Annotated in this window: 13 protein-coding genes; 7 read left to right on the top strand and 6 right to left on the bottom strand. The window is 73.1% G+C overall.

Features of this window, described 5'->3' with window-relative positions:
• Nucleotides 1–3 precede the first annotated feature (3 nt).
• The 4 genes from AC29IT_RS15015 to AC29IT_RS15000 all read left to right on the top strand — a co-directional run bounded on the left by AC29IT_RS15015 (nucleotide 4) and on the right by AC29IT_RS15000 (nucleotide 10375).
• Entirely contained in the window at nucleotides 4–3279 is a 3276-nt protein-coding gene (locus AC29IT_RS15015) for a hypothetical protein (protein WP_488219068.1), read from the top strand.
• A gap of 923 nt (nucleotides 3280–4202) precedes the next feature.
• Nucleotides 4203–9146, top strand: coding sequence for an NAD-glutamate dehydrogenase (locus AC29IT_RS15010; RefSeq protein WP_488219067.1), 4944 nt, complete (start codon nucleotides 4203–4205; stop codon nucleotides 9144–9146).
• A 160-nt stretch (nucleotides 9147–9306) separates the two neighbouring features.
• Nucleotides 9307–9741, top strand: coding sequence for an acyl-CoA thioesterase (locus AC29IT_RS15005; RefSeq protein WP_358434702.1), 435 nt, complete (start codon nucleotides 9307–9309; stop codon nucleotides 9739–9741).
• Nucleotides 9734–10375 (top strand): DUF8010 domain-containing protein, encoded by a 642-nt coding sequence (locus AC29IT_RS15000; RefSeq protein WP_488219066.1) that lies wholly within the window; start codon nucleotides 9734–9736, stop codon nucleotides 10373–10375. Before AC29IT_RS15005 ends, AC29IT_RS15000 begins: the two co-directional genes overlap by 8 nt.
• A 214-nt stretch (nucleotides 10376–10589) precedes the next feature.
• Here AC29IT_RS15000 and AC29IT_RS14995 read toward each other — a convergent pair whose 3' ends face one another.
• From AC29IT_RS14995 to AC29IT_RS14975, 5 genes are all read right to left on the bottom strand, one after another.
• A complete protein-coding gene (locus AC29IT_RS14995) occupies nucleotides 10590–11900 on the bottom strand; it encodes a heparan-alpha-glucosaminide N-acetyltransferase domain-containing protein (RefSeq protein WP_488219065.1) in 1311 nt (436 codons plus the stop codon).
• A 234-nt stretch (nucleotides 11901–12134) separates the two neighbouring features.
• Nucleotides 12135–13382, bottom strand: a complete 1248-nt coding sequence (locus AC29IT_RS14990; RefSeq protein WP_358434693.1) for an alpha-amylase family glycosyl hydrolase — start codon at nucleotides 13380–13382, stop codon at nucleotides 12135–12137.
• A gap of 17 nt (nucleotides 13383–13399) precedes the next feature.
• Entirely contained in the window at nucleotides 13400–13792 is a 393-nt protein-coding gene (locus AC29IT_RS14985) for a globin (RefSeq protein WP_358434691.1), read from the bottom strand.
• Nucleotides 13793–13814: 22 nt separating this feature from the next.
• Nucleotides 13815–14792, bottom strand: a complete 978-nt coding sequence (locus AC29IT_RS14980) for a mechanosensitive ion channel family protein (RefSeq protein ID WP_358434689.1) — start codon at nucleotides 14790–14792, stop codon at nucleotides 13815–13817.
• Nucleotides 14793–14974: 182 nt separating this feature from the next.
• Nucleotides 14975–17080, bottom strand: a complete 2106-nt coding sequence (locus AC29IT_RS14975; protein WP_488219064.1) for a prolyl oligopeptidase family serine peptidase — start codon at nucleotides 17078–17080, stop codon at nucleotides 14975–14977.
• A gap of 255 nt (nucleotides 17081–17335) precedes the next feature.
• On the opposite strand from AC29IT_RS14975, the gene AC29IT_RS14970 reads away from it, so the two are divergent.
• A complete protein-coding gene (locus AC29IT_RS14970) occupies nucleotides 17336–17959 on the top strand; it encodes an HNH endonuclease (RefSeq protein WP_488219063.1) in 624 nt (207 codons plus the stop codon).
• Nucleotides 17960–17975: 16 nt separating this feature from the next.
• Here the strand turns inward: AC29IT_RS14970 and AC29IT_RS14965 are convergent, their stop codons facing one another.
• Nucleotides 17976–19088 (bottom strand): right-handed parallel beta-helix repeat-containing protein, encoded by a 1113-nt coding sequence (locus tag AC29IT_RS14965; RefSeq protein WP_488219062.1) that lies wholly within the window; start codon nucleotides 19086–19088, stop codon nucleotides 17976–17978.
• Between the two features lie 940 nt (nucleotides 19089–20028).
• On the opposite strand from AC29IT_RS14965, the gene ctaJ reads away from it, so the two are divergent.
• The gene (gene ctaJ / locus AC29IT_RS14960) at nucleotides 20029–20295 is read left to right on the top strand and encodes an aa3-type cytochrome oxidase subunit CtaJ (RefSeq protein WP_358434681.1); all 267 of its coding nucleotides are present in this window, start codon (nucleotides 20029–20031) and stop codon (nucleotides 20293–20295) included.
• Nucleotides 20282–20767, top strand: a complete 486-nt coding sequence (locus tag AC29IT_RS14955; protein ID WP_358434678.1) for a DUF5130 family protein — start codon at nucleotides 20282–20284, stop codon at nucleotides 20765–20767. The genes ctaJ and AC29IT_RS14955 overlap by 14 nt, the downstream gene beginning before the upstream one ends.
• Nucleotides 20768–20857 lie beyond the last annotated feature (90 nt).

Below are 20857 nucleotides of genomic sequence, written 5' to 3'. Positions count from 1 at the left end.
GTCTTGGCCAGCGTGCACGGAGCTCATCCGGGCGGTGCGCAGGAATTGTTCGAACCCGCTTGGCAGATGCGCTGGCGGGTGCCCGAGCTCGCCCTGATGCTCGGCGACCAGGCGGTCGCGGAGGCCAGACGCATCGGTGACCGCGCGTTGCGGCTCCGTGCCGAGGCGGTGGCGTTGTTCGCGTCCAACCGCCTCGGGCACGGGGTCGCGATCACGCAGCGGGCCATCACCGCGGTCCGGGACGCGGAGCGCGCGGGTGATCACGAGATCGCCGCGGAGCTGCGCGTCGAACTCGCCTGCTGCGCCCGCACCGCGGGCGGGCACGAGGTCGCCCTGCGCGTGCTGCAACCGGTGCTGGAGCGCGAGCGGATCGAACCGTCGCTGCGCGCGCACGCGCTGCTGGAGCTCGCCGCCGCGCTGCCCGGTAAGCAGCGGGAGTCCGAGCGCGCCGAAGCGCTCGACGAGGCCGACCGGCTCTACGCGGCGGCCTCCGAGCTGAACCGGGACACCAGCAGGTTGCTGCTGGCGCGGGTGCGCACCGCGCGCGCCGGGCACCTGCGGCGCAACGGCGACTTCGAACAGGCCGCCCGGGCCGCCGAAGCGGGCCTGGCCCTGCTGGACCGGCTCGGTGATCCCGCCGCGGAGAGCGGGGAGATCCGAGCTCGCCTGGTGCTGGAGCGGGTGCACGCCCTGCTGGACCTCGGGCGCCGCACCGAGGCGGTCGAGGCCGCCTCACCGGTGATCCGCACTCCCGTCCGCGCGGCCGCGGCCGGGCCGTCCGGCTGGCTGCGGCTGGCCCTGGCGACCCGCGTGCACCTGCCCGCCGGTGAGCTGGCCGCCGCGGTGCGGCTGCTCAACGACGCCGCCGCCAACGCGGAGCGGCACAAGCTGGACTGCCTGCTCACCGAATCGCTGAGCATGTCCTCGCAGACCCACGAGAAGGCCGAGGAGTTCGTCGAGGCGCTGGCCACGTTGCGCCGCGCCTACGCCGCCGACCGCCGCTGGCGGGCCGCCGTGCACGCGGCCCGCATCCGGCTGCTCGAGGAGTTCCCGGCGCTGGCCACCGGCACCGGTGGCCACCCCGTCTCGGCGGAACCGGTCGGCACGGCGACCACCGCCCTGCCGGAACCACCCGCTGCACCGGAACCGCTCGCGGCCAGCCTGCCCGAGCCGGAGACCGCCGCGTCATCCGTCCCGGCCACCGCCGCGGCCTTCGGCGCCACCGACACCACCGAGTCCGGCGCCCCGACCCGCGCAGCCGAGTCCGGCACCGCGGCCGCCGCGGCGGATTTCGGCACTCCGACCCGCACACCCGAGTTCGGCACCGCGACCGGCGCACCGGAGTCCGGCACCGGTGCCGCACGTGCCGCCGAATCCGGACGCCGCGCGCACGCCGCCGAACCGGCCGCCGCCGGGGCCCACGACGCGGCCGCGGAAGCGCCGGAGCAGCAGGAGACCGCGGGCCGCCGCCGAGCCGACGGCACCGGTCGCCCCCAGCGCACCACCGGCGCGTTCGCCGCGAGCCCCGGGTTCCCGGCTCCGCCCACCGCTGCGGACCCCTCGGCGGCTCCGGAACCGCCGAGCGACCAGGCCGCGGCCGACCAGGTCCCGGCCGCGCCGACCGGCACCGCCGCCGACCGCATCGCCCCCGAGGACCTGCTCGACGAATACCGGAAGCCGGGCGAGAGCAGCGTGCGCGACGCTGCGCGACGGCTGATGGACACGTTGACCAGCCGCGTCGCCGACGACCGCAGGCCGCACCAAGACCACGCCGAGCAGGGGATCGGCGCCATGCCGGCTCCTCGCGCGCCCGGGCAGGAGACCGCGGGCACCGGTGGCAGGCGCCGCGCGCCCGAACCGGCCGAGCCCGCGGGCGACGAACCCGCCCGCCACGGCGGCGTGGACGTTCCGGTCGGGCGCGTCACCTCCGCACCGTTCGGCGAGGGGTTCCCGGTCTACGACTTCGGTTCCCGCAGCGAACCGGCGGCGCCCGAGCCGGAACCGGAGCCGTTCGGCGCCGCGCTCCCCGCCGAACCCGGGGACCGGCCGTCCGACGGCGGCCAGTCCGACGACCGGCCCGCGCCGCGCACCCGCGGTTCGCGGCGCCGGGAGGACGTCGTCGACACGCCGCCCACCGAGGTGGCCGCGCCGTGGGATCGCGGCGGCGCCCCGGCGGAGCCGAGTTTCCCGGACGTCACGGCGATCATGCCGGTCATCTCGGTGCCGGACCACGAGCAGCCGGCGACGGCGCAGGTCGGCGCGGTGGAGCACCTCGACGAGGAGCTCCCGGAACCGGATGCCGGGACGCACGAGGAAGGCGGCAGGCGTTCGCGCGGCCGCAGCCTCGCCGAGATCCGGGAGAGCCTCGCCGAGATGCAGCGGCACGGCCGCGAGGACGGCGCCCGGTCGCGCCGCGCGGCCGCGGAACCCGCCGAGGTCGAGCGGTACGAGGACCCGGTGGTGGCGGAGCCGCCGCGGTCCGGTGCGTCGTGGGCGGACCGCTACCTGGGTGCGTTCCTGGGCGAGCAGCGCGCCGCGGCCGAGGACGACGGCTCCTCCAGCGGCCAGCACACCGGGTTCGATCCGGCGAGCTCCGCGGGGCTCGGGTTCGAGCCCGCCGAGAACAGGCACGCCGGGTTCGAGGACACCGGTGCGGGCGACGGCCCGCCGAGCTCCGGTGGCCGCCGCCGCGCCCGGCACGCCGACCCCGACGAGCAGCCCGGCACCACCGCGCCCGCACCGCCGCGCTGGGACGCGGCGCCGTGGGATCGCCCGACGTCCGCGCACGCCGCCGCCGACCCGTTCGGTCCACAAGAGACGGTCGAGCCGGGGGACGGGTTGCCGCCGACGCTGGGCATGCTGTCCGAGCCGTCCGGCCGCACCGACCCGGAGGTCTCCCCGTTCGACACGACCCGTCCCGAGCTCGGCCCGGTGCACGGCACGTCCCCGACCGGTGAGCAGGAGTTCGGTTCGCCCGGCGGTTCCGCCGCCGACCGCCTCGAATCGGCGGCGGAACTGCTGGCCCGGCACCAGGACGGCGGCGCGCAGTCCGCGGAGGAACCGGCCGGGGAGGTCGGCTTGGCGGACCTGCTGGCCGAAGCGCTGCTGGCCTACGAGAACGGCAGGCGCCACGACGACGACGGTCCGGGACGGCACGGCAGGCCCGGCAGCAACGGCCACGCGGTCGGGCTGCCGCAACAGCACGAGGCGGACGCGGAACCCGACGCCCGCCCGCGGCACCGCCGCCCGGCCCAGGACACCTGGACGCCCCGGTACTGATCACCGGACTCCGGAGCGAGGGCGGGCGCGGTGCCCGCCGCGGCCCGCGCCCGCCGAACCGGCATCCCGCACCACGCGCGGAGCCCGCACCACGCGCGGAGCCCGCACCACGCGCGGAGCCCGCACCACGCGCGGAGCCCGCACCACGCGCCGAGCCCGTGCCGCGCGCCGAGCCCGTGCCGCGCGCCGAGCCCGTGCCGCGCGCCGAGCCGGCACCCGCGCAGCGCCCGCGTGCGTCCCGGCTCCGGTTCCGGGAGCTCCTCGTCGAGGCGCTCCCACCGCGCCGAGGAGCGCCGTCGACGGCTGCTCGTGGTCCGGCACCGAGATGACCCGGCATGATCGCCGTGCCATACGCGGAACCGGCACCATGCGCGGAGCTGGCGCCTTGCGCGGAGCCGCGCTATGCGCAGAGCCGGCGCCTTGCGCGGAGCCGCGCTATGCGCAGAGCCGGCGCCATGCGCGGAGCCCGCGCCCGCGCCACGCCGCGGGGACCGCACCCGCGCAGAGCCGGCACCATGCGCAGAACCCGCATCACGCGCAGATCCCGTGCCACGCGCAGAACCCGCACCCGCACCCGAGCCACGCACCCGAGCCACGCACCCGCACCACGCACCCGCACCACGCACCCGCACCACGCACCCGAGCCCGCTTCCCCACCCCCGCACCACGCACCGAGCGTCCGCACGACGCGGCGCGCATCCGCCCCGACCGCCGCGCTCCCCGCGTGATCCTCCGCACTCGCGCACCTCCGACGCCCCGCGAGAACACCCCGGGGACCCCCGGAATCGCCCGGAAACCCGAGCGTCGCGCGAGGTTTCCCGAGCTTGCGGTGCCGCTCCCACCTGATCGGGGCCAGGCCTGGCAGGCTTAGGGTGGAAGCCGTGTTGGCACAACGCGGTGCCGTCAAGCGTGGAGCAGCGAAGATGACCTCGAAACCCCGATCCGCCATCCCCGACGCCGCGACCGGCGGGGCAGCCGTGCTGGAGAACCCGGAGGCCGCGAAGGCCTGGTTGCTCGACCGCGCCGCCGAGTCCGCGGGGGAGCTCGGCGAGTTGCTGCGGACCTACTTCCGGCATGTGCCTGCCGAAGAGCTCGCCGGTGACGAACCCGACGAGCTCGTGGAGGCGCTGCGCTCGCACCACGCGCTCGCCGCCGACCGGGTCGCGGGCCGTCCGCTGGTGCAGGTCGTGAACCCCAGCCTCGACGACGGCGGCTGGCGGAACCAGGCGACCGTGCTGCAGCTGGTCACCGACGACATGCCGTACCTGGTGGACAGCGTGATCGCCGAGCTGACCCGGCACGGCGCCGAGGTGCAGCGGATCATCCACCCGATCGTCGTGGTGCGCCGCGACGCCGCGGGCGCGCTGCTGGAGGTCCTGCCGCACGCGGACCCGGGCGCGCCGCCCGCGGACGCGCTCGCCGAGTCGTGGATGCTCGCCGAGGTCGACCGGATCACCGACGGGGACCGGTTGCAGGCGCTGGAGCAGGGCCTGCGCACCGTGCTCGGCGACGTCCGCGAGGTCGTCGAGGACACCGAGCGGATGCTGACCACCGCCCGGTCGCTCGCCGACGAGCTGGAGGCGCACCCGGGGGCGCTGCCCGGCAAGCAGGCCGCGGACAGCGCGGGGTTGCTGCGCTGGCTCGCCGACGGCCACTTCACCTTCCTCGGCTACCGGCACAACGAGCTCGTCGAGCAGGACGGCACGCCCGCGCTGAGCCCGGTGCTGGGGTCCGGTCTCGGCGTGCTGCGCAGCGACACGGTCGCCGCCGAGGACCTGACGACCGGCCCGGACGTGCTCACCAGCACCCGTTCCGGGGAGCCGCTGGTGCTCACCCAGGCCAGCACGCCGTCGACGGTGCACCGCTCGGTGCACCCGTTCTACGTGGGCGTGCTGACCTTCGACGAGAACGGCGCCGTCACCGGGGAGCACCGGTTCATCGGCCTGTTCACCACGACCGCGCTGCACGAGAACGTGCTGGACATCCCGTTCATCGAGCGCCGGGTGCGCGAGGCGATCCACGGCGCGGGCTTCCCGCTGGAGTCGTACTCGGGCCAGCGGATGCTGGAGGAGATCCAGAACTACCCGCGCACCGAGCTGTTCTCCACCGATCTCGACACGCTGCGCGAGACGGTGACGGGCGTGCTGGCGCTGGCCGAGCGCCGCAAGCTGAAGCCGTTCGTGCGCCGCGACCCGTACGGCCGGTTCTTCTCCTGCCTGGTGTACCTGCCGCGGGACCGCTACACGACGCGGTCCCGGCTGGCGATGCAGGAGGTGCTGCTGGAGGAGCTGGGCGGCGCGAGCGTCGAGTACAGCACCCGCGTCGGGGAGTCGGCGCTGGCCCGCGTGCACTTCGTGGTGCACACGAAGCCGGGTGGCGAGGCCCCGGAGCCGGACCTGGCACGCATCCAGGAGCGGCTGTCCGAGGCGATCCACACCTGGGAAGACCAGATGGTCGACGAGGTGGAGATCGCCCCCGCGGACGCCGAGGAGCCGCGCCGGGTGCGCCGTTCGGAGGCCGCCAGCGAAGCCGCCCAGCAGTACGCCGCCTCGTTCCCGGAGGCGTACAAGGAGGACTTCAGCGCGGGCGAGGGCCTGCGCGACCTGCGCAAGCTGGCGTCGCTGTCCGGTGAGCGCGACCTGCGGATGTCGTTCTACACGCCGGAGGACGCCGCCCCGGGCGAGCGCCGCTTCAAGATCTACGTCACCGGTGAGCGGGTGACGCTGTCCCGGGTGCTGCCGGTGCTGCAGAGCATGGGCGTGGAGGTCGTGGACGAGCGCCCGTACGAGGTGGTGCCGGAGAGCGGCGCCGAGTGCTGGATCTACGACTTCGGCCTGCGGCTGGAGAGCGGGCTGCTGGAGACGGAGGGCGCCGAGCGGCTGGACACGCTGCGCGAGCGCTTCGAGGACTCGTTCCGCGCGGCTTGGCTGGGCGACGCCGAGGTGGACCGGTTCAACTCGCTGGTGCTGCGCGCCGGCCTGAGCTGGCGGCAGGCGTCGGTGCTGCGCGCCTACGCGAAGTACCTGCGCCAGACGGGCGTCCCGTACAGCCAGGAGTTCATCGCGGACGTGGTGCTCACGCACCGCGCGACGACGGTGGCGCTGACGAGGCTGTTCGAGGTGCGCTTCGACCCGAAGCTGGCCGAGGACGACCGGGTGGCCCGGCAGGAGGAGCTGCGCACCCAGATCACCCGGCTGATCGACGAGGTGACGAGCCTCAACGCGGACCGCATCCTGCGCAGCTACCTGAGCCTGATCACCGCGACGCTGCGCACCAACTACTACGCCGAAGGGGCGCGGGAGCGCTCCTACCTGGCGATGAAGCTGGAGCCGAAGGAGATCCCGGGCCTGCCGGAGCCGCGGCCGGCCTACGAGATCTTCGTGTACTCCCCGCGCGTGGAGGGCGTGCACCTGCGGTTCGGTTCGGTGGCCCGCGGTGGGCTGCGCTGGTCGGACCGGCAGGAGGACTTCCGCACCGAGATCCTGGGCCTGGTGAAGGCGCAGGCGGTGAAGAACGCGGTGATCGTGCCGGTCGGCGCGAAGGGCGGCTTCGTGGTGAAGCGCCCGCCGCTGCCCACCGGTGACCCGGCGAAGGACCGGGAGGCGACGCTGAACGAGGGCATCGCCTGCTACCGGATGTTCATCTCGGGCCTGCTGGACCTGACCGACAACCTGGTGGGCGGTGAGGTGGCGCCGCCGCAGGACGTGGTGCGCCACGACGGGGACGACACCTACCTGGTGGTGGCCGCGGACAAGGGCACCGCGTCGTTCTCGGACATCGCCAACGACGTGGCGCGCTCGTACGGGTTCTGGCTGGGCGACGCGTTCGCCTCCGGCGGCTCGGTCGGCTACGACCACAAGGCGATGGGAATCACCGCGAAGGGCGCGTGGGAGAGCGTCAAGCGGCACTTCCGCGAGCTGGACCTGGACACCCAGCGGGAGGACTTCACCGTCGTCGGCATCGGCGACATGGGCGGTGACGTGTTCGGCAACGGCATGCTGCTGTCCGAGCACATCCGGCTGGTGGCCGCGTTCAACCACATGCACGTGTTCATCGACCCGGAGCCGGACGCGGCGAGCTCCTACGCGGAGCGGCGCAGGTTGTTCGAGCTGCCGCGGTCCACGTGGGACGACTACGACCGCAGCAAGATCAGCGAGGGCGGCGGCGTGTGGTCGCGGTCGCTGAAGTCGATCCCGCTCAACGCGCGGGTCCGCACCGCGCTGGGCATCGACGAGTCGGTGCCGGCGCTGCCGCCCGCCGAGCTGATCAAGGCGATCCTGCAGGCCCCCGCGGACCTGCTGTGGAACGGCGGCATCGGCACCTACGTGAAGGCCGCCACCGAAACCCACGGCGAGGTCGGCGACAAGGCCAACGACGCGGTCCGGGTGGACGGCGGCGACCTGCGGGTGCGGGTGGTCGGCGAGGGCGGCAACCTGGGCCTCACCCAGCGCGGCCGCATCGAGTTCGCCCGCGCGGGCGGCAAGGTCAACACGGATGCGCTGGACAACTCGGCGGGCGTGGACTGCTCGGACCACGAGGTGAACATCAAGGTCCTGCTGGACCACCTGGTCGCCGAGGGCGAGCTGGACGGCGAGCAGCGCAACGAGCTGCTGGCGGAGATGACCGACGAGGTCTCCGAGCTGGTGCTCGCCGACAACTACCGGCAGAACGAGGTGCTGGGCGTCTCCCGCGCGCACGCCGCGCCGATGGTGTCGGTGCACGCCCGGCAGATCACCGCGCTGGAGGAAGGCGGCCTGGACCGCGACCTGGAGGCGCTGCCGAGCAAGAAGGAGCTGCGCGACCGGGAGAAGAGCGGCACCGGCCTGACCTCGCCGGAGCTGGCGACGCTGCTGGCGCACGTGAAGCTCTCGCTGAAGGAGCAGGTGCTGGCCAGCGACCTGCCGGACGCGGACGCGTTCAGCGGGCGGCTGCCGGACTACTTCCCGAAGCCGCTGCGGGAGCGCTATGCCGACGCGATCCCGGCGCACCCGCTGCGCCGCGAGATCACCTCGACGCTGCTGGTCAACGAGGTCGTCGACGGCGCGGGCGTGTCCTACGCCTACCGGCTGTCCGAGGAGATCGCGGCGAGCGCCACCGACGCGGTGCGCGCCTACGCGGTCGTCACCAGCGTGTACGACCTGCCGGAGCTGTGGCGGCGGATCGACGAGCTGGACAACGTGGTGGCCAGCCGCGTCGCCGACGAGATGGTGCTGGCCAGCCGCAGGCTGCTGGACCGCGCGGCCCGCTGGCTGCTGTCGAACCGTCCGCAGCCGTTGGCGATCGGCGCGGAGATCAGCCGGTTCCGGCCGGTCGTGTCCGAGTTGTCCGCCAGCGTGCCCGGCCTGCTGCGCGGGCAGGCGGCCGTCGCCGCCGAGGAGAAGAAGCAGCAGCTCATCTCCGAGGGCGTCCCGGCGGACCTGGCGGAGCGGATCGGTGCCCTGCTGGACACCTACGCGCTGCTGGACATCACCGAGATCGCCGAGCTGGCCGAGCGGGACAACGGCGTCAGCGCCGAGCGCAGCCCGATGGAGAGCGCGGAGCTGTACTACACGCTGTCCGAGCACCTCGACATGGAGCGGCTGCTGGTCGCCGTCAACGGGCTCGAACGCGGCAACCGCTGGCACTCGCTGGCGCGGCTGGCGCTGCGCGACGACATGTACGCCTCGCTGCGGGCGTTGACGATCGACGTGCTCAGCACCAGCGACCCGGAGGAATCGGCCGCGGACAAGATCGCCCAGTGGGAGGCCACCAACGCCTCCCGCATCGAGCGGGCGCGGACCTCGCTGGAGGCCATCAAGCGGTCCGGCGGTCTGGACCTGGCGACGCTGTCGGTGGCGACCCGGCAGCTGCGCAGCATGGTCCGCTGACCGGAGCTCCCGGTCCGGTCGGCCTTGGCGGGACGATCGGACCGGGTGCCTCGGGGGACGGGTCGCGGCGGCCCGTCCCCTCCTCGTGCCGGGGGACCGGCCGGGGAGCACGACGAGCCGGGGGTGTCCCCGGCCGACACCACGGGAAGGACACCGACGAGTGGGTGCGTTCGTAGCCGATGTTCCGCTGCGCTGGTCCGACATGGACGCGTTCGGGCACGTCAACCACGCCAGAACGGTGACCCTGCTGGAAGAGGCCCGGGTGGAGCTGCTGTTCACCGAGGCGGGCAGGCGGGGGCTGCTGGGCATGGCGGAGGGCATGGTGGTCGCGCGCCTCGCCGTCGACTACCGGGTCCCGGTGTCGCACTCGGCGGGTACCCTGCAGGTGCGGATGTCGGTGCGGGACCTCAAATCCGCGTCGTTCGTGCTCGACTACTCGGCGTCGACGAGCGGTTCGCCCGCGGTCGCGACCGCCGAGACGCTGATGGTGCCCTACGACCTGCAGGCCGGGCGGCCGCGCAGGCTCAGCGCCGACGAACGCGCCTTCCTCGCCGAGTGGCAGCCGGCGCTGGCGGAAGCGGGCGACCGTGCCTGAGCTGCGGATGCCCGACCAGGTGGAGCGCGAGGACCTCGGCGCGTTCGTGGCCCGCTCGGTGCGCCTCGACGGTCAGTCGGTGATCCGGCTGCGCAACCGCGGCACCACCGGCCGCATCGACGTGTGGGGCGCGACCCCGTTCGACGCGCTGTGCACCCGTTCCGTCGAGGGCGAGGTGGCACCCGCCGACGTCACCGTGTCCGGCAACGAACTGCTGGCCTCGTTGACCGTCGCGGGCGGGCCGAAGATGGACCCGGGGCCGCCGCGGGACCTGCTGTGGCGCTCCGAACTGCCGCCGCCCGAGGGGTGGCGGCGGGTGGACGACCTGCCCGCGAAGCTCGTCGGCGAGGTCGCCGACCGCGGCATCGCGATGGCCAAGGAGAACGTCGGGCCGAAGGGCACCCCGCCCGCTTCGCTGCTGGACCAGGAGGTGTTCACGGTCAGCGGCTCCGGGCTGGACGTGAAGATCCCGCTGCGCTGCCTGTTCGTGCTCTCCGGCATGGGGTTCCTCGTCTCGGAGCCCGCGGAGTCGGAGATCGTGCGGGTCAGCGCCACCGACTCGTGGTTGCGCATGGACTCCCGCTACGGCGCAGTAGTACGCCGACGGCATGCGCTGCTGTCCTTGTTGATGTGAGCCGCTCGTTCTGCTCTGGGGTGGGGTGGCGGAACCTCGGCTGCTTCCTCGCTGCGGGATCGATTTCCGCCACATGAGAAATCGCTGTCCTCGCGAGGAAGCAGCTGAGAACCCGCGGCGGTGCCGGTTGGTCAGATGGTCGGCTGCTCAGTGGCTTCGCCGCTGACAGGAAGGACGAGGGCGCGTCCTCTCGTGTTGGAGCGGGGGACGGAGCTCAGCGGTACGAGAGCTTGCGGGTGCAGAGGTCGACGGCTGCGCTGACGGCGCCTTCCAAGGGACCGCGGCGGAAGAACCGCTTCCACAAGGTGGCGAAGCCGATGGAGAACAGCAGGAACAGCTCGGACATGTAGGTGTTCACGAACCCGACGATGCCCTCCGGCCGGTGCCCGTCCGGGGGGAACGCGGGCAGGTCCGGCACCCACTCGGCCTCGGGACCCATGCTGGCCAGCTTGTCCAGCGTTTCCGGCACGCCGCTGAGCGGCCAGCCGCCGACGACGATCTGCCAGGACATCACCAGCGCGTGCAGCGCGTACAGCGTCAGCGCCATGGTGCCCGCCTTGATCAGCGGGAGCAGCGGCCGCTCGTAGCGGTCCGCGAGTTCCAGGCACAGCGCCAGGACCGCGACCGCGATGCCCAGCGAGGCGATCAGCTCGAACGAGGATCCGCTGTGCGCGCGGGCCGCCAGCAGCAGCTGCGGGTGCTCCAGCGGCACCGTGCCCTCGGTGAGCACGTCGCTCAGCGGCGCGTAGGTCAACCCCAGCAGCGCGGTGGTCACGTAGGTGGCGGTGGCGACCGCGGCACCGCCGATGCCGAGCCGCAGCCGCAGCGCCCGGGACCGCAGGTCGAGCCTGCCGAGGGTGAGCCCGGCCAGCACCAGCGCCAGGTACGTCGCCGCCGGGTAGAACCCGGTCAGCAGCAGGTCCACCGCGCCGAGGTCGGCGATCAGGTTGCCGGGGTCGACGGAATGCCACGCCCCGGCGGCCGCGGCGAACGCGTTGTCCCCGGCGAGCAGCCAGCGGACCAGGTACGACAGCTGCGGCCCGGCGACGATGAGCACCGCCGCGGCGATCCCGGTGCCGCGCGGGCTCATCCCCAGGAACGGCAGGGACAGCAGGAAGTACACCCCGTAGAACGGGATGATCACGGTGAGCAGGAACCCGGTGGCCTCGGTGGACTTCGCCAGCGCCAGCCCGATGAGCAGCAGCAGCACGGCGCGCACCGCGACCCGCACCCGCGCGTCCCGCAGCTTGCTCCCGGCCAGCGGTGTCCGCCGTCCGGTGAGCATCGCCAGCGACACCCCGGCGAGGAAGGTGAACAGCGCGGTCGCGCGCCCGCTGGAGGCCTGCGCCAGCGCCACTTCCACCGGGCCGCCGCAGAACGGCGCGCCGAAGTGGATCACGAACATGCCGAAGATGGCGACGAATCGGGCCAGGTCCACCCCGAGCAGCCGGGTACCGCGGGCCGCGGTGGAGCCCTGGGTGCGCTGCGGGGTGGCGTGGTGCGGTGCCGGGCTCGCTGCGGGCATGACGTCCTGGGATGGCTGAGGCGGAACTCGGGCGTTGCACAACTTACCCGCCGGTCGCACCGCGCTGATCGGAAGGTCGGCGGGCGCGTCGGGAAACCCGTTACCTGCCGTCCTGCCGGATCGCGGCGGCCATCCGGCACGCTCCGCACGCCCGTCCGGCGCACCGCCGGTTGCTCGTCCCGGGCGTGCGAGCCTCGGTCGATCGGGCCACCGGGCGGCCTGCCGGTGCGCGGGTCAGATGAGCCACACCGCCGTGTTCGGTGGCAGCCTGCCGTCGTCGAGCGCGCCGCTGGCCAGCAGCACCTCGCCCGGCGGCAGCGTCACCGGTTCCGTCGAGGCGTTCAACGCGCAGGTCAGCGCGCCCGGTTCGCGCCGGAACGCCAGGCAGCCCGCCGGGGCGCCGAACCAGGCCACCTCGTCACCGCGCAGCGCCGGGTGCTCCTTGCGCAGCTCCAGGGCCCGGCGGTACAGCGACAGCGTCGACTCCGGGTCCTCCAGCTGCGCCTCCACCGTGTAGCCGGCCCACTCGGCCGACATCGGCCACCAGCCGCCGGGCACGGGCGAGAAGCCGAACGACGGCTCGTCGCCCTCCCACGGCATCGGGCCGCGCGCGGGCGGTGCCGAGCGGGAACCGGTCCCCGCGCTCGGCAGGCCCAGTTCCTCACCGGTGTCCAGGCCGACGATGCCGGGCAGACCGAGCGACACCAGCGCCAGCGCCCTCGCCCGGGCCTCTCCGGCGGTGCCGCCGCCGAAGCGGGTCACCGGGTGCGTGCGGTCCTCCCCGGCCACCACCCACACCGCGGGGACGCCGAGCATCCGCGCGGAGGCCAGCATCCGGGTGATGACCTCGCGCAGCTCGCCCGCGTCGAACAGGGTGCGGCCCAGCCGCAGGTCGATGCCGATGTCCCAGCCGTCGTGGTCCTGGTAGGCGTCGAACCAGGACTCGTCGATGAGCACCCCGATGCCGCGGCCCGGGTAGTCCGCGATGACCGGTGCCAGCGCCCGCAGCAGCTCGCGGACCGCGCCACCCGCCGGCGCGCCCGCGCCGGGCACCGAGGCGACCCGCAACGCGTCCACGCCGCGGTCCAGCCAGAACCGCGCCGACTCCGCGAGCACCTCGTGCTCCGGGCCGGTGAGCCGCTCGATCAGGTCGTGCTGCGCGGTGACGTCCACCGCGACCCGCAGGCCCGCGGCGTGCGCCTCGTCGACCAGCGATTCGAACGACTCCAGCTCGCCCAGCACCGGGTCGACGCCGCGGCCCCGCACCGGGTCGGTCAGCGGCGCCGCGGCCACCGCAGTCAGCCACAGCGCGTCGACGCCGAGCAGCTCCAGGTAGCCGAGGCGCAGCCGGGCACCGTCGAGGTCCCCCACCCCGTCACCGTTGGCGTCGGCGAACGACCGGAGATCGACCCGGTAGAACACCGCATCGCGCCACCAGGGGGCGGCCGGAGCCGCTCCCGAGTCCCCCACCGGTGCGTTCATGACAATCGATCAGGCTCCTAGAACCACGAATTCATCATGCTCTGCGCCGCCATCTCCAGGTACTGCCAGAGCTGCTCGCGATGCTCGTCCCCCAGCTCGGCCTCGTCCACCGCTATCCGCATGCAGCGCAGCCACGCGTCCCGCTCCGCAGGACCCACCTTGAACGGTGCGTGCCGCATCCGCAGCCGGGGATGGCCGCGGCGGTCCGAATAGGTGTGCGGCCCGCCCCAGTACTGCATGAGGAACAGCCGCAGCCGCTCTTCGGCGGGACCGAGGTCCTCCTCCGGGTAGAGCGGGCGCAGCAGCTCGTCCTTCGCCACCTCCTCGTAGAACCGCGCCACGATGAAGCGGAAGGTGGGTTCGCCGCCGACTTGGTCGTAGAAGGTCTCCGGTGCGCTCACGCCCGCCATCCTCCCCTGCCCGCGGCACCGCTCATACCTGGGCCGAGTCGATCTGCGGCCGGCCGTGGGGGTACGGCGGTTCGATGTTCTCCTCGTCGTAGGCCCGCTTGATCGCGACGCGGAGCCTGCGCTGCACCGCCCACTGCGTGCTGGGCCGCACCTTCACCGTGAGCCGCAGCGTGATCGTGTCCGAGGTGATCTTGTCGACACCGAGCATGTCCGGCGGGTTCAGCACGTCCTTGGACAGCGGTTCCCGCGAGGCGGCCTCGGTGGCGACGCTGAGCGCGACCTCCATGGCCTTCTCCACCGAGCTGGTGTGCGAGATCGGGAAGTCGACGACGGCGACCGCGAAGCCCTGGCTGGAGTTGCCGACGCGCAGGATCTCCCCGTTGCGCACGTACCAGACGGTGCCGTTGAGGTCGCGCAGCGTGGTGACGCGCAGGCCCACCGCTTCCACGGTGCCGCTGGCCTCGCCGAGGTCGACGATGTCGCCGACGCCGTACTGGTCCTCGACCATCATGAACATGCCGGACAGGAAGTCCCGGACGAGGTTCTGCGCGCCGAACGCGACGGCCACGCCCAGCACCCCGGCGGAGGCCAGGATCGGCGCGAGCTCGATGCCCAGCGACTTCAGCGCGTACATCAGCGCCAGGCCGAAGATCACGAACGAGGACAGCGACTTGAGCACCGAGCCGATGGTGCGGGCCCGCTGCATCCGGCGCTCCGAGAGCAGCGCCATCGCCGAGGTCTCCGGGCGGCGTTCCTTCAGCGGTACCAGCAACTTCGGCGTCTTGCCGCCGTTGCCCCTGGTGAGCCGCGAGATCGTGCGGTGCACGAAGTAGCGCACCAGGAACGCGATGATGATGATCATCACGATGTTCAACGGCTTGGCGATCAGCAGGTCCGAGTACATCGCGAGCCACTCGTTGCCGGACCACGAGTACACGGTCTGGCACCAGCTGCCGTCGTCCTTGACGCAGTCCGGCTGGGTCAACAGCGGGGGTGTCATGGGTCGGGGGTCTCCATGCTCCGGTCGTGCGTAGGCCGCGTGGCCGCACCACGCCGCAGGTGCGGGCCGGCTGCATGCCGGGGACTGCGAACGCCCCGCCGTTCGCAGGCCCCGGAGCCGGCCGTGCACCGCTGTGCGTGGCGCGCGCCTACCGCGACCGAGTTGTCAGAGGTGGCGACCGCTCAGGCGAGGGGGAGCCCGGTGGCCTCCGCGAGGAAGGCGATCTGGTCGGTCGCCAGCCCCACGGTACGCGAAACGGACCGGGCGGAATGCCCCACCTCGGTCTCCCGGCGCAGCAGCACCGGCCGCCGCGCCGGGTCCGAACTCGTCGCGTGCTGCAGCGCCGCGCACATCTTGCGCGCGTGGTTCGGGTCGACCCGGGTGTCGGACTCGTACACCGCGAACAGCACCGACGGGTAGCCGGTGCCCTCGGTGACCGCGTGGTACGGCGAGTACGACAGCAGCCAGTCCAGCTCCGCCGGGTCGTCGGCGGTGCCGTACTCGTCGTTCCAGGTGCGGCCCAGCAGGAACTTCTCGTAGCGCACCATGTCCAGCAGCGGCGCCGAGCACACCACCGCCCGGTACAGCTCCGGGCGCTGCGTCAACGCCGCGCCCACCAGCAGCCCGCCGTTGGAGCCGCCGGTGATCGCCAGCCGGTCCGGGGAGGTCCAGCCGGTGGAGATCAGGTGCTCGGCCGCGGCGTGGAAGTCGTCGAACACGTTCTGCTTGCTCTCGCGCATGCCCGCGCGGTGCCACTGCTCGCCTTCCTCGCCACCGCCGCGCAGCGACGGCAGCGCCCACACCCCGCCCGCGGCGACCCAGGCCAGCGCGGTGGGGGAGTAGGACGGCTCCATCGACAGCGAGAACCCGCCGTAGCCGGTGACCAGCGCGGGCCGCGGTCCGTCCGGGTCGGCGGTCGGCGCGAGCACGAACATCCGGACGGTGGTGCCGTCCTTCGAGGTGTACTCGACATGGGCGGAGTGCACCTCCGGCAGTTCCGCCGCGCCCGGCGCGCGCCGGGCCTGCCGGGTGGTGCCGGACGCCCGCGTGTAGAGCTGCACGCACGGCGGCGTGGCGAAGTCCGTCCAGCCGATCCACAGCCGGTCCCGGTCGCCCTCGGTGTCCTCGTCGACCGCGGTGAGCGCGGTGATCTGGCCGGCGCCGGGCAACGGCACCTGCTCGGTGCGGTCCCCGGTGACCGGGTCGTGCAGCGCCAGCTCGGACACCGCGTGCCGGGTGCGCAGCACCGCCAGCTTCGGGTCGTCGGTGCCGTCGTCGAACCAGCGCACCGCCTCCAGCACCGAGTCCGGGTCCTCCGGGATCAGCTCCTGCCAGTTGGCCGGTTCCGGGGCCTCCGGGTCGGCGACGCACAGCCGCCAGCGCGGCGCGTCGAGCGTTGTCTGCACGTACAGCCTGCCGTCGCGCTCCACCCACGCCGAGGCGCGGATGCCTTCGGAGGTGTCGACGACCTGCCGCAGCTCCGCGTCCCCGGACAGGTCCGCGATCCACATCGAGTCCCGCCGCGCCGTGCCCGGGCTGCCGTGCACCAGCAGCCAGCGGCCGTCCCGGGACACCCGGGCGTCGTAGTAGAAGGTGTGCTCCAGGCCGTCGCCGTGCACCAGCAGGTCGTCGTCCGGGTGCGCGCCCACCTGGTGGCGCCACACCCTGCGGTGGAACTGCTCCTCGCCCTCCGGAACCGCCTCCGGCGGCAGCCGCCGCACGTAGAAGAACTCGTTGCCGCCCGGCATCCACGAGATCGACGAGTAGCGGCACCGGTCGATGGGGCCTTCCAGCAGCTCACCGGTGGTCACGTCCAGCACGTACAGCAGCGATTCCTCGTCACCGCCGACGGAGACCTGGTAGGCCAGCCGGTCGCCCTCCAGGCTCGGCGACCAGCGGTCCAGCGTGGTGAGGCCGGACGGGTCCAGCTCGGTGACGTCCAGCAGCGGGCGCTCGGAACCGTCCTCGTCGACCAGGTACAGCACCGGGAACTCCTGGCCCGGGGCACGGCGCGTGAAGAACGCGCGCCCGGCCCGCCACACCGGAGCCGACACCGACCCCGCCGAGAGCAGCGACGTCAGGCGCTGCGCGATCTCCGCGCGCCCGGGCAGCGCGTCCAGCCGGGCGCGGGCGAACTCGTCCTGCGCGGCCGACCACTCCTCGGTCCGCGGATCGGCCGGATCCTCCAGCGCGCGGTACGGGTCGGGGACTCTCCTGCCGTGCAGGTCGTCGACCACGTCGGCGCGTGCGGCGTGCGGATAGGACAGGGGTGGCTGAACCTTCGTCACGCCCGCCGACGATACGGGGGAGCGGGCCGAAACCGGTGCGGGTGCGGCGGCATTCGCCGAATTCACCCTGAACGATCAACACCGGAGCCCATACGATCGGCGCAGTGGTGCCGGTCGGACCGCGGAGATCGCTCAGGTCCGCCGCGACCTCGGGCTCGACCCGTGGATCCGGTGGCTAGCACGTGGTGAATCACACGTGCGTTCGGGGTGTCGATTGTGGTCGACTGGTCCTTGCCAACCGGTGGAGGTGGTCGCGTGCACGACCGAATACCGACTCCGACAGGCGCGGCCGCAGGGCTCGCGCCTCGGGCGACGCTGTGCCACGCGCCGCCCGGCGGGCAGTCGGGGGCTCTCGCACCCGCCTGGCGCAAGCGGCGGGTGCTGCTGCTGAACACGACCTTCGAACCGCTGACCGCGCTTCCGCTGCGCAGAGCGATCGTGCTGCTGGTCTGCGGCAAGGCGGAGGTCGTGCACGGCGACTCGGCAGGGCTGGTGCTGCACTCCGCCACCAGCAGCCACCAGGTGCCGTCGGTGATCCGGCTCAGCAGCTTCGTCCGCGTCCCGTACCGGGGACGCGTCCCGCTCACCCGCTCCGCGCTGATGCACCGCGACGGGCATCGCTGCGTGTACTGCGGGGGACGGGCCGAAACGATCGATCACGTGGTGCCGCGCAGCCGGGGCGGGCCGCACGAGTGGGAGAACTGCGTCGCCTGCTGCACCCGGTGCAACCACCGGAAGGCGGACAAGACGCTCAGCGAACTCGGCTGGCAGCTGCCGGTGGCCCCGCACGCTCCGCGCGGCAGGCACTGGCGGCTGATCGCCGGGCTGTCCGAGACCGACCCGCTGTGGCTGCCGTACCTGGGGGAGTCGGCGGCGTGACCGCGCTGCGCGCACGTCAGGCCGCCGCGACGAGCTGACCGGAGCTCCGGCCGCTGATCCGCACCCCGCGGTCCTGTCCGCTGATGCGAACGCCGCGGTCGTGGTCGGAGATCCGCACCCCGCGGTCAGCGCCAGTGATCCGGACGCCTCGGTCGTCCCTGCTGATCCGCACCCCGCGCTCCGTCCCGCTGATGCGGACGCCGCGGTCCTGACTGCTGATGCGGACGCCGCGTTCGGTGCCGCTGATGCGCACCCCGCGATCGGCCGAGCTGATCCGGACGCCTGCCCGCGAGCTGATGCGAACGCCGCGGTCCTGTCCGCTGATGCGCACCCCGCGGTCCTGTCCGCTGATCCGCACACCCGCCCGGCCGCTGATGCGGACTCCGCGCCGCAGCGAGCTGATCCGGACCCCGGACCGCGAGCTGATCCGCACACCTCGGTCTTCGCCGCTGATCCGCACGCCCGCTCGCGAGCTGATCCGGACCCCGCAGCGCGAGCTGATCCGCACGCCCCGGTCCATCGAGCTGATGCGCACGCCGTGCTGCCCGCTGATCCGCACGCCGCGGTCCTCGCCGCTGATGCGGACACCCCGCTGCTGCCCGCTGATGCGCACGCCGCGGTCGTGACCGGAGATCCGCACCCCGCGATCTTCGCCGCTGATGCGCACGCCGGACCGCAGGCCGCTGATCCGGACCCCTGCCTGCGAGCTGATCCGCACACCTCGGTCGATCGAGCTGATCCGGACGCCGCGGTCCTCGCCGCTGATGCGGACCCCTGCCCGTGAACTGATGCGGACGCCGCGCTCCGTCCCGCTGGTGCGGACGCCGCGGTCGGCCGAGCTGATGCGGACGCCACGTTCGTGCCCGCTGATGCGGACGCCGCGGTCCTGGCCGCTGATGCGCACCCCGCGGTCGTGGTCGTGGTCGTGGCCGGAGATCCGCACCCCGCGGTCAGCGCCAGTGATCCGGACACCTCGGTCGTCCCCGCTGATCCGCACCCCGCGCTCCGTCCCGCTGATGCGGACGCCGCGGTCGGCCGAGCTGATCCGGACGCCCCGATGAGCGCCGCTGATGCGGACTCCGGCCTGCGAGCTGATCCGCACGCCGCTGTTCTCGCCGCTGATCCGCACCCCGCGATCGGTCCCGCTGATCCGGACGCCGGAAGCCGTGTGCGGAACGTGTTCGACAAGGGGCTGCGCGTTCTGGAAAAAGGTGCCAAGATTACGCTGAGCGGTGGTGTTGATCGACGACATTGTGTGCCTCCCGCAGGCGAATGGACTGTTCATGGGGCTAGTGATCAAATATGCAAGACCCATACAGGTGAAAAACTAGAAGCGCGGAAGCGTTCAAACAAGCCGCCAACTCGCCGCCCGCTGCGACCTTCTGGATGGGCTCCATTCGGCGGCGGCGATTACTCTAAAAGAGTTACATTACGTGAGGCGTGACACGCTTGACTAGTGACTTTCGGTAGCCCTCGTCCTGCTCAGGGCCGGGATGGTCACGTGCGGTCACGGAATCGACCTGCGCTGCCTACCTGGTGTGTCCAGGCCTCGTGCGCGGCCGCTCCGGCCGGCGTCGGCGGTCGCGGGAGCCGCCGGAAGCGCTCGGGGTGGTGCTAGGAGCCCGATCCAGGGGGCGAATCGCCTGTTCGGCGCCGGTTTTCGACACCGGGAGTGACCGCGGGAGCGGAACAGGCCCGAGGGGCAGCCTCCTCGCATGAAACCGCGTTCGTGTCAAGAACGGCCTCGGATCACTCGTTCGGACGCATGGTGGTTTCACCGGAAATTGAACTCGCGTTCTCCCGGAGGAAGGCGGACCGGCGAAGTCCGGACACCGATTCCGGCAGCCGATTCCGCACCGGTCGGACCCGGCGGAATTGCCGTTCTCCCAGGTGGGGAAGAGGTGTTGCGCTTCCCGTTCCGCGGCCGGGGAAAAGCGTTCCGCGGTCGTCCACCGGAATCGCGGGGCGTCCACGAGGCGGACTCCCGGGGCGCGGGTCCCCGCCGGCGGGGACACGGCAGCGCCGTGGCCTCGTCCCACGCGGGCACGTGATCGGCTACCGTGCTCAGCGTGACTGCGGTTGAGACCTTCCTCGTGCTGGCGGTGATCCCTGCGGCCGTGTTCCTCCTGGTCGCGCTGATCACCCTCCGCTCGAAGCTGACCCGTTCCCGATACCGCGCAGGGCAGGACTGGCAGTTCGCCCCGGTGCTCTGGGTGGCCGATCCGGCGCGCGTGAGCACCGCGCCGCCGGGCGACCAGGACTCGGCGGAGACGGCGTCCGCCGCAGCCGCGCACGCGCACAGCACCGACCGGGGAGGCGCACGTGGCCACTGGTGAGATCACCGGCGAAGACCGTTCCGGCGGCGACCAGGACCTGGCGCCCGGCGAAGCGGTGACCGCGACCGGGCGGCTGTCCATCGCCCGGCGCATCCGCCCGGAAGGGCCGCACCTGCCGTTCAGCACCGGCCAGCTCTCCCGGCTCGACGAGGCGCTCACCCTCGCCAGCCGCAGCACGGGGCTGGAGTTCGCCGTCTACCTGGGCGATCTCGGCGAGGAGACCCGCGAGACCGCGGGCGAGCTGCACGCCAACCTCGGGGCGCGCGCCGCCGACGGGGTGCTGCTGGCCGTGTCCCCGCAGCAGCGGGTCGTGGAGATCGTGACCGGCGAGGAGTCGAAGCGCCGGATCCAGGACCGCAGCTGCCAGCTGGCGCTGATGACGATGGTCGCCTCCTTCAAGGAGGGCGAGCTGATCGAGGGCCTGCTCAGCGCGCTGCGGATGCTCGCCGACGCGGCGGGGAACCGCCGCTGACCGGAACACCCGGCGTCGGCCGAACAGCTCGGCGCCGACCCGACCCGGAACGCGGAACGGGGGCAGACCCGACCAGGTCCGCCCCCGTTC

Source organism: Saccharopolyspora sp. MMCC62, from assembly GCF_057736575.1.
This window is presented reverse-complemented; position numbering and strand designations above follow the sequence as displayed.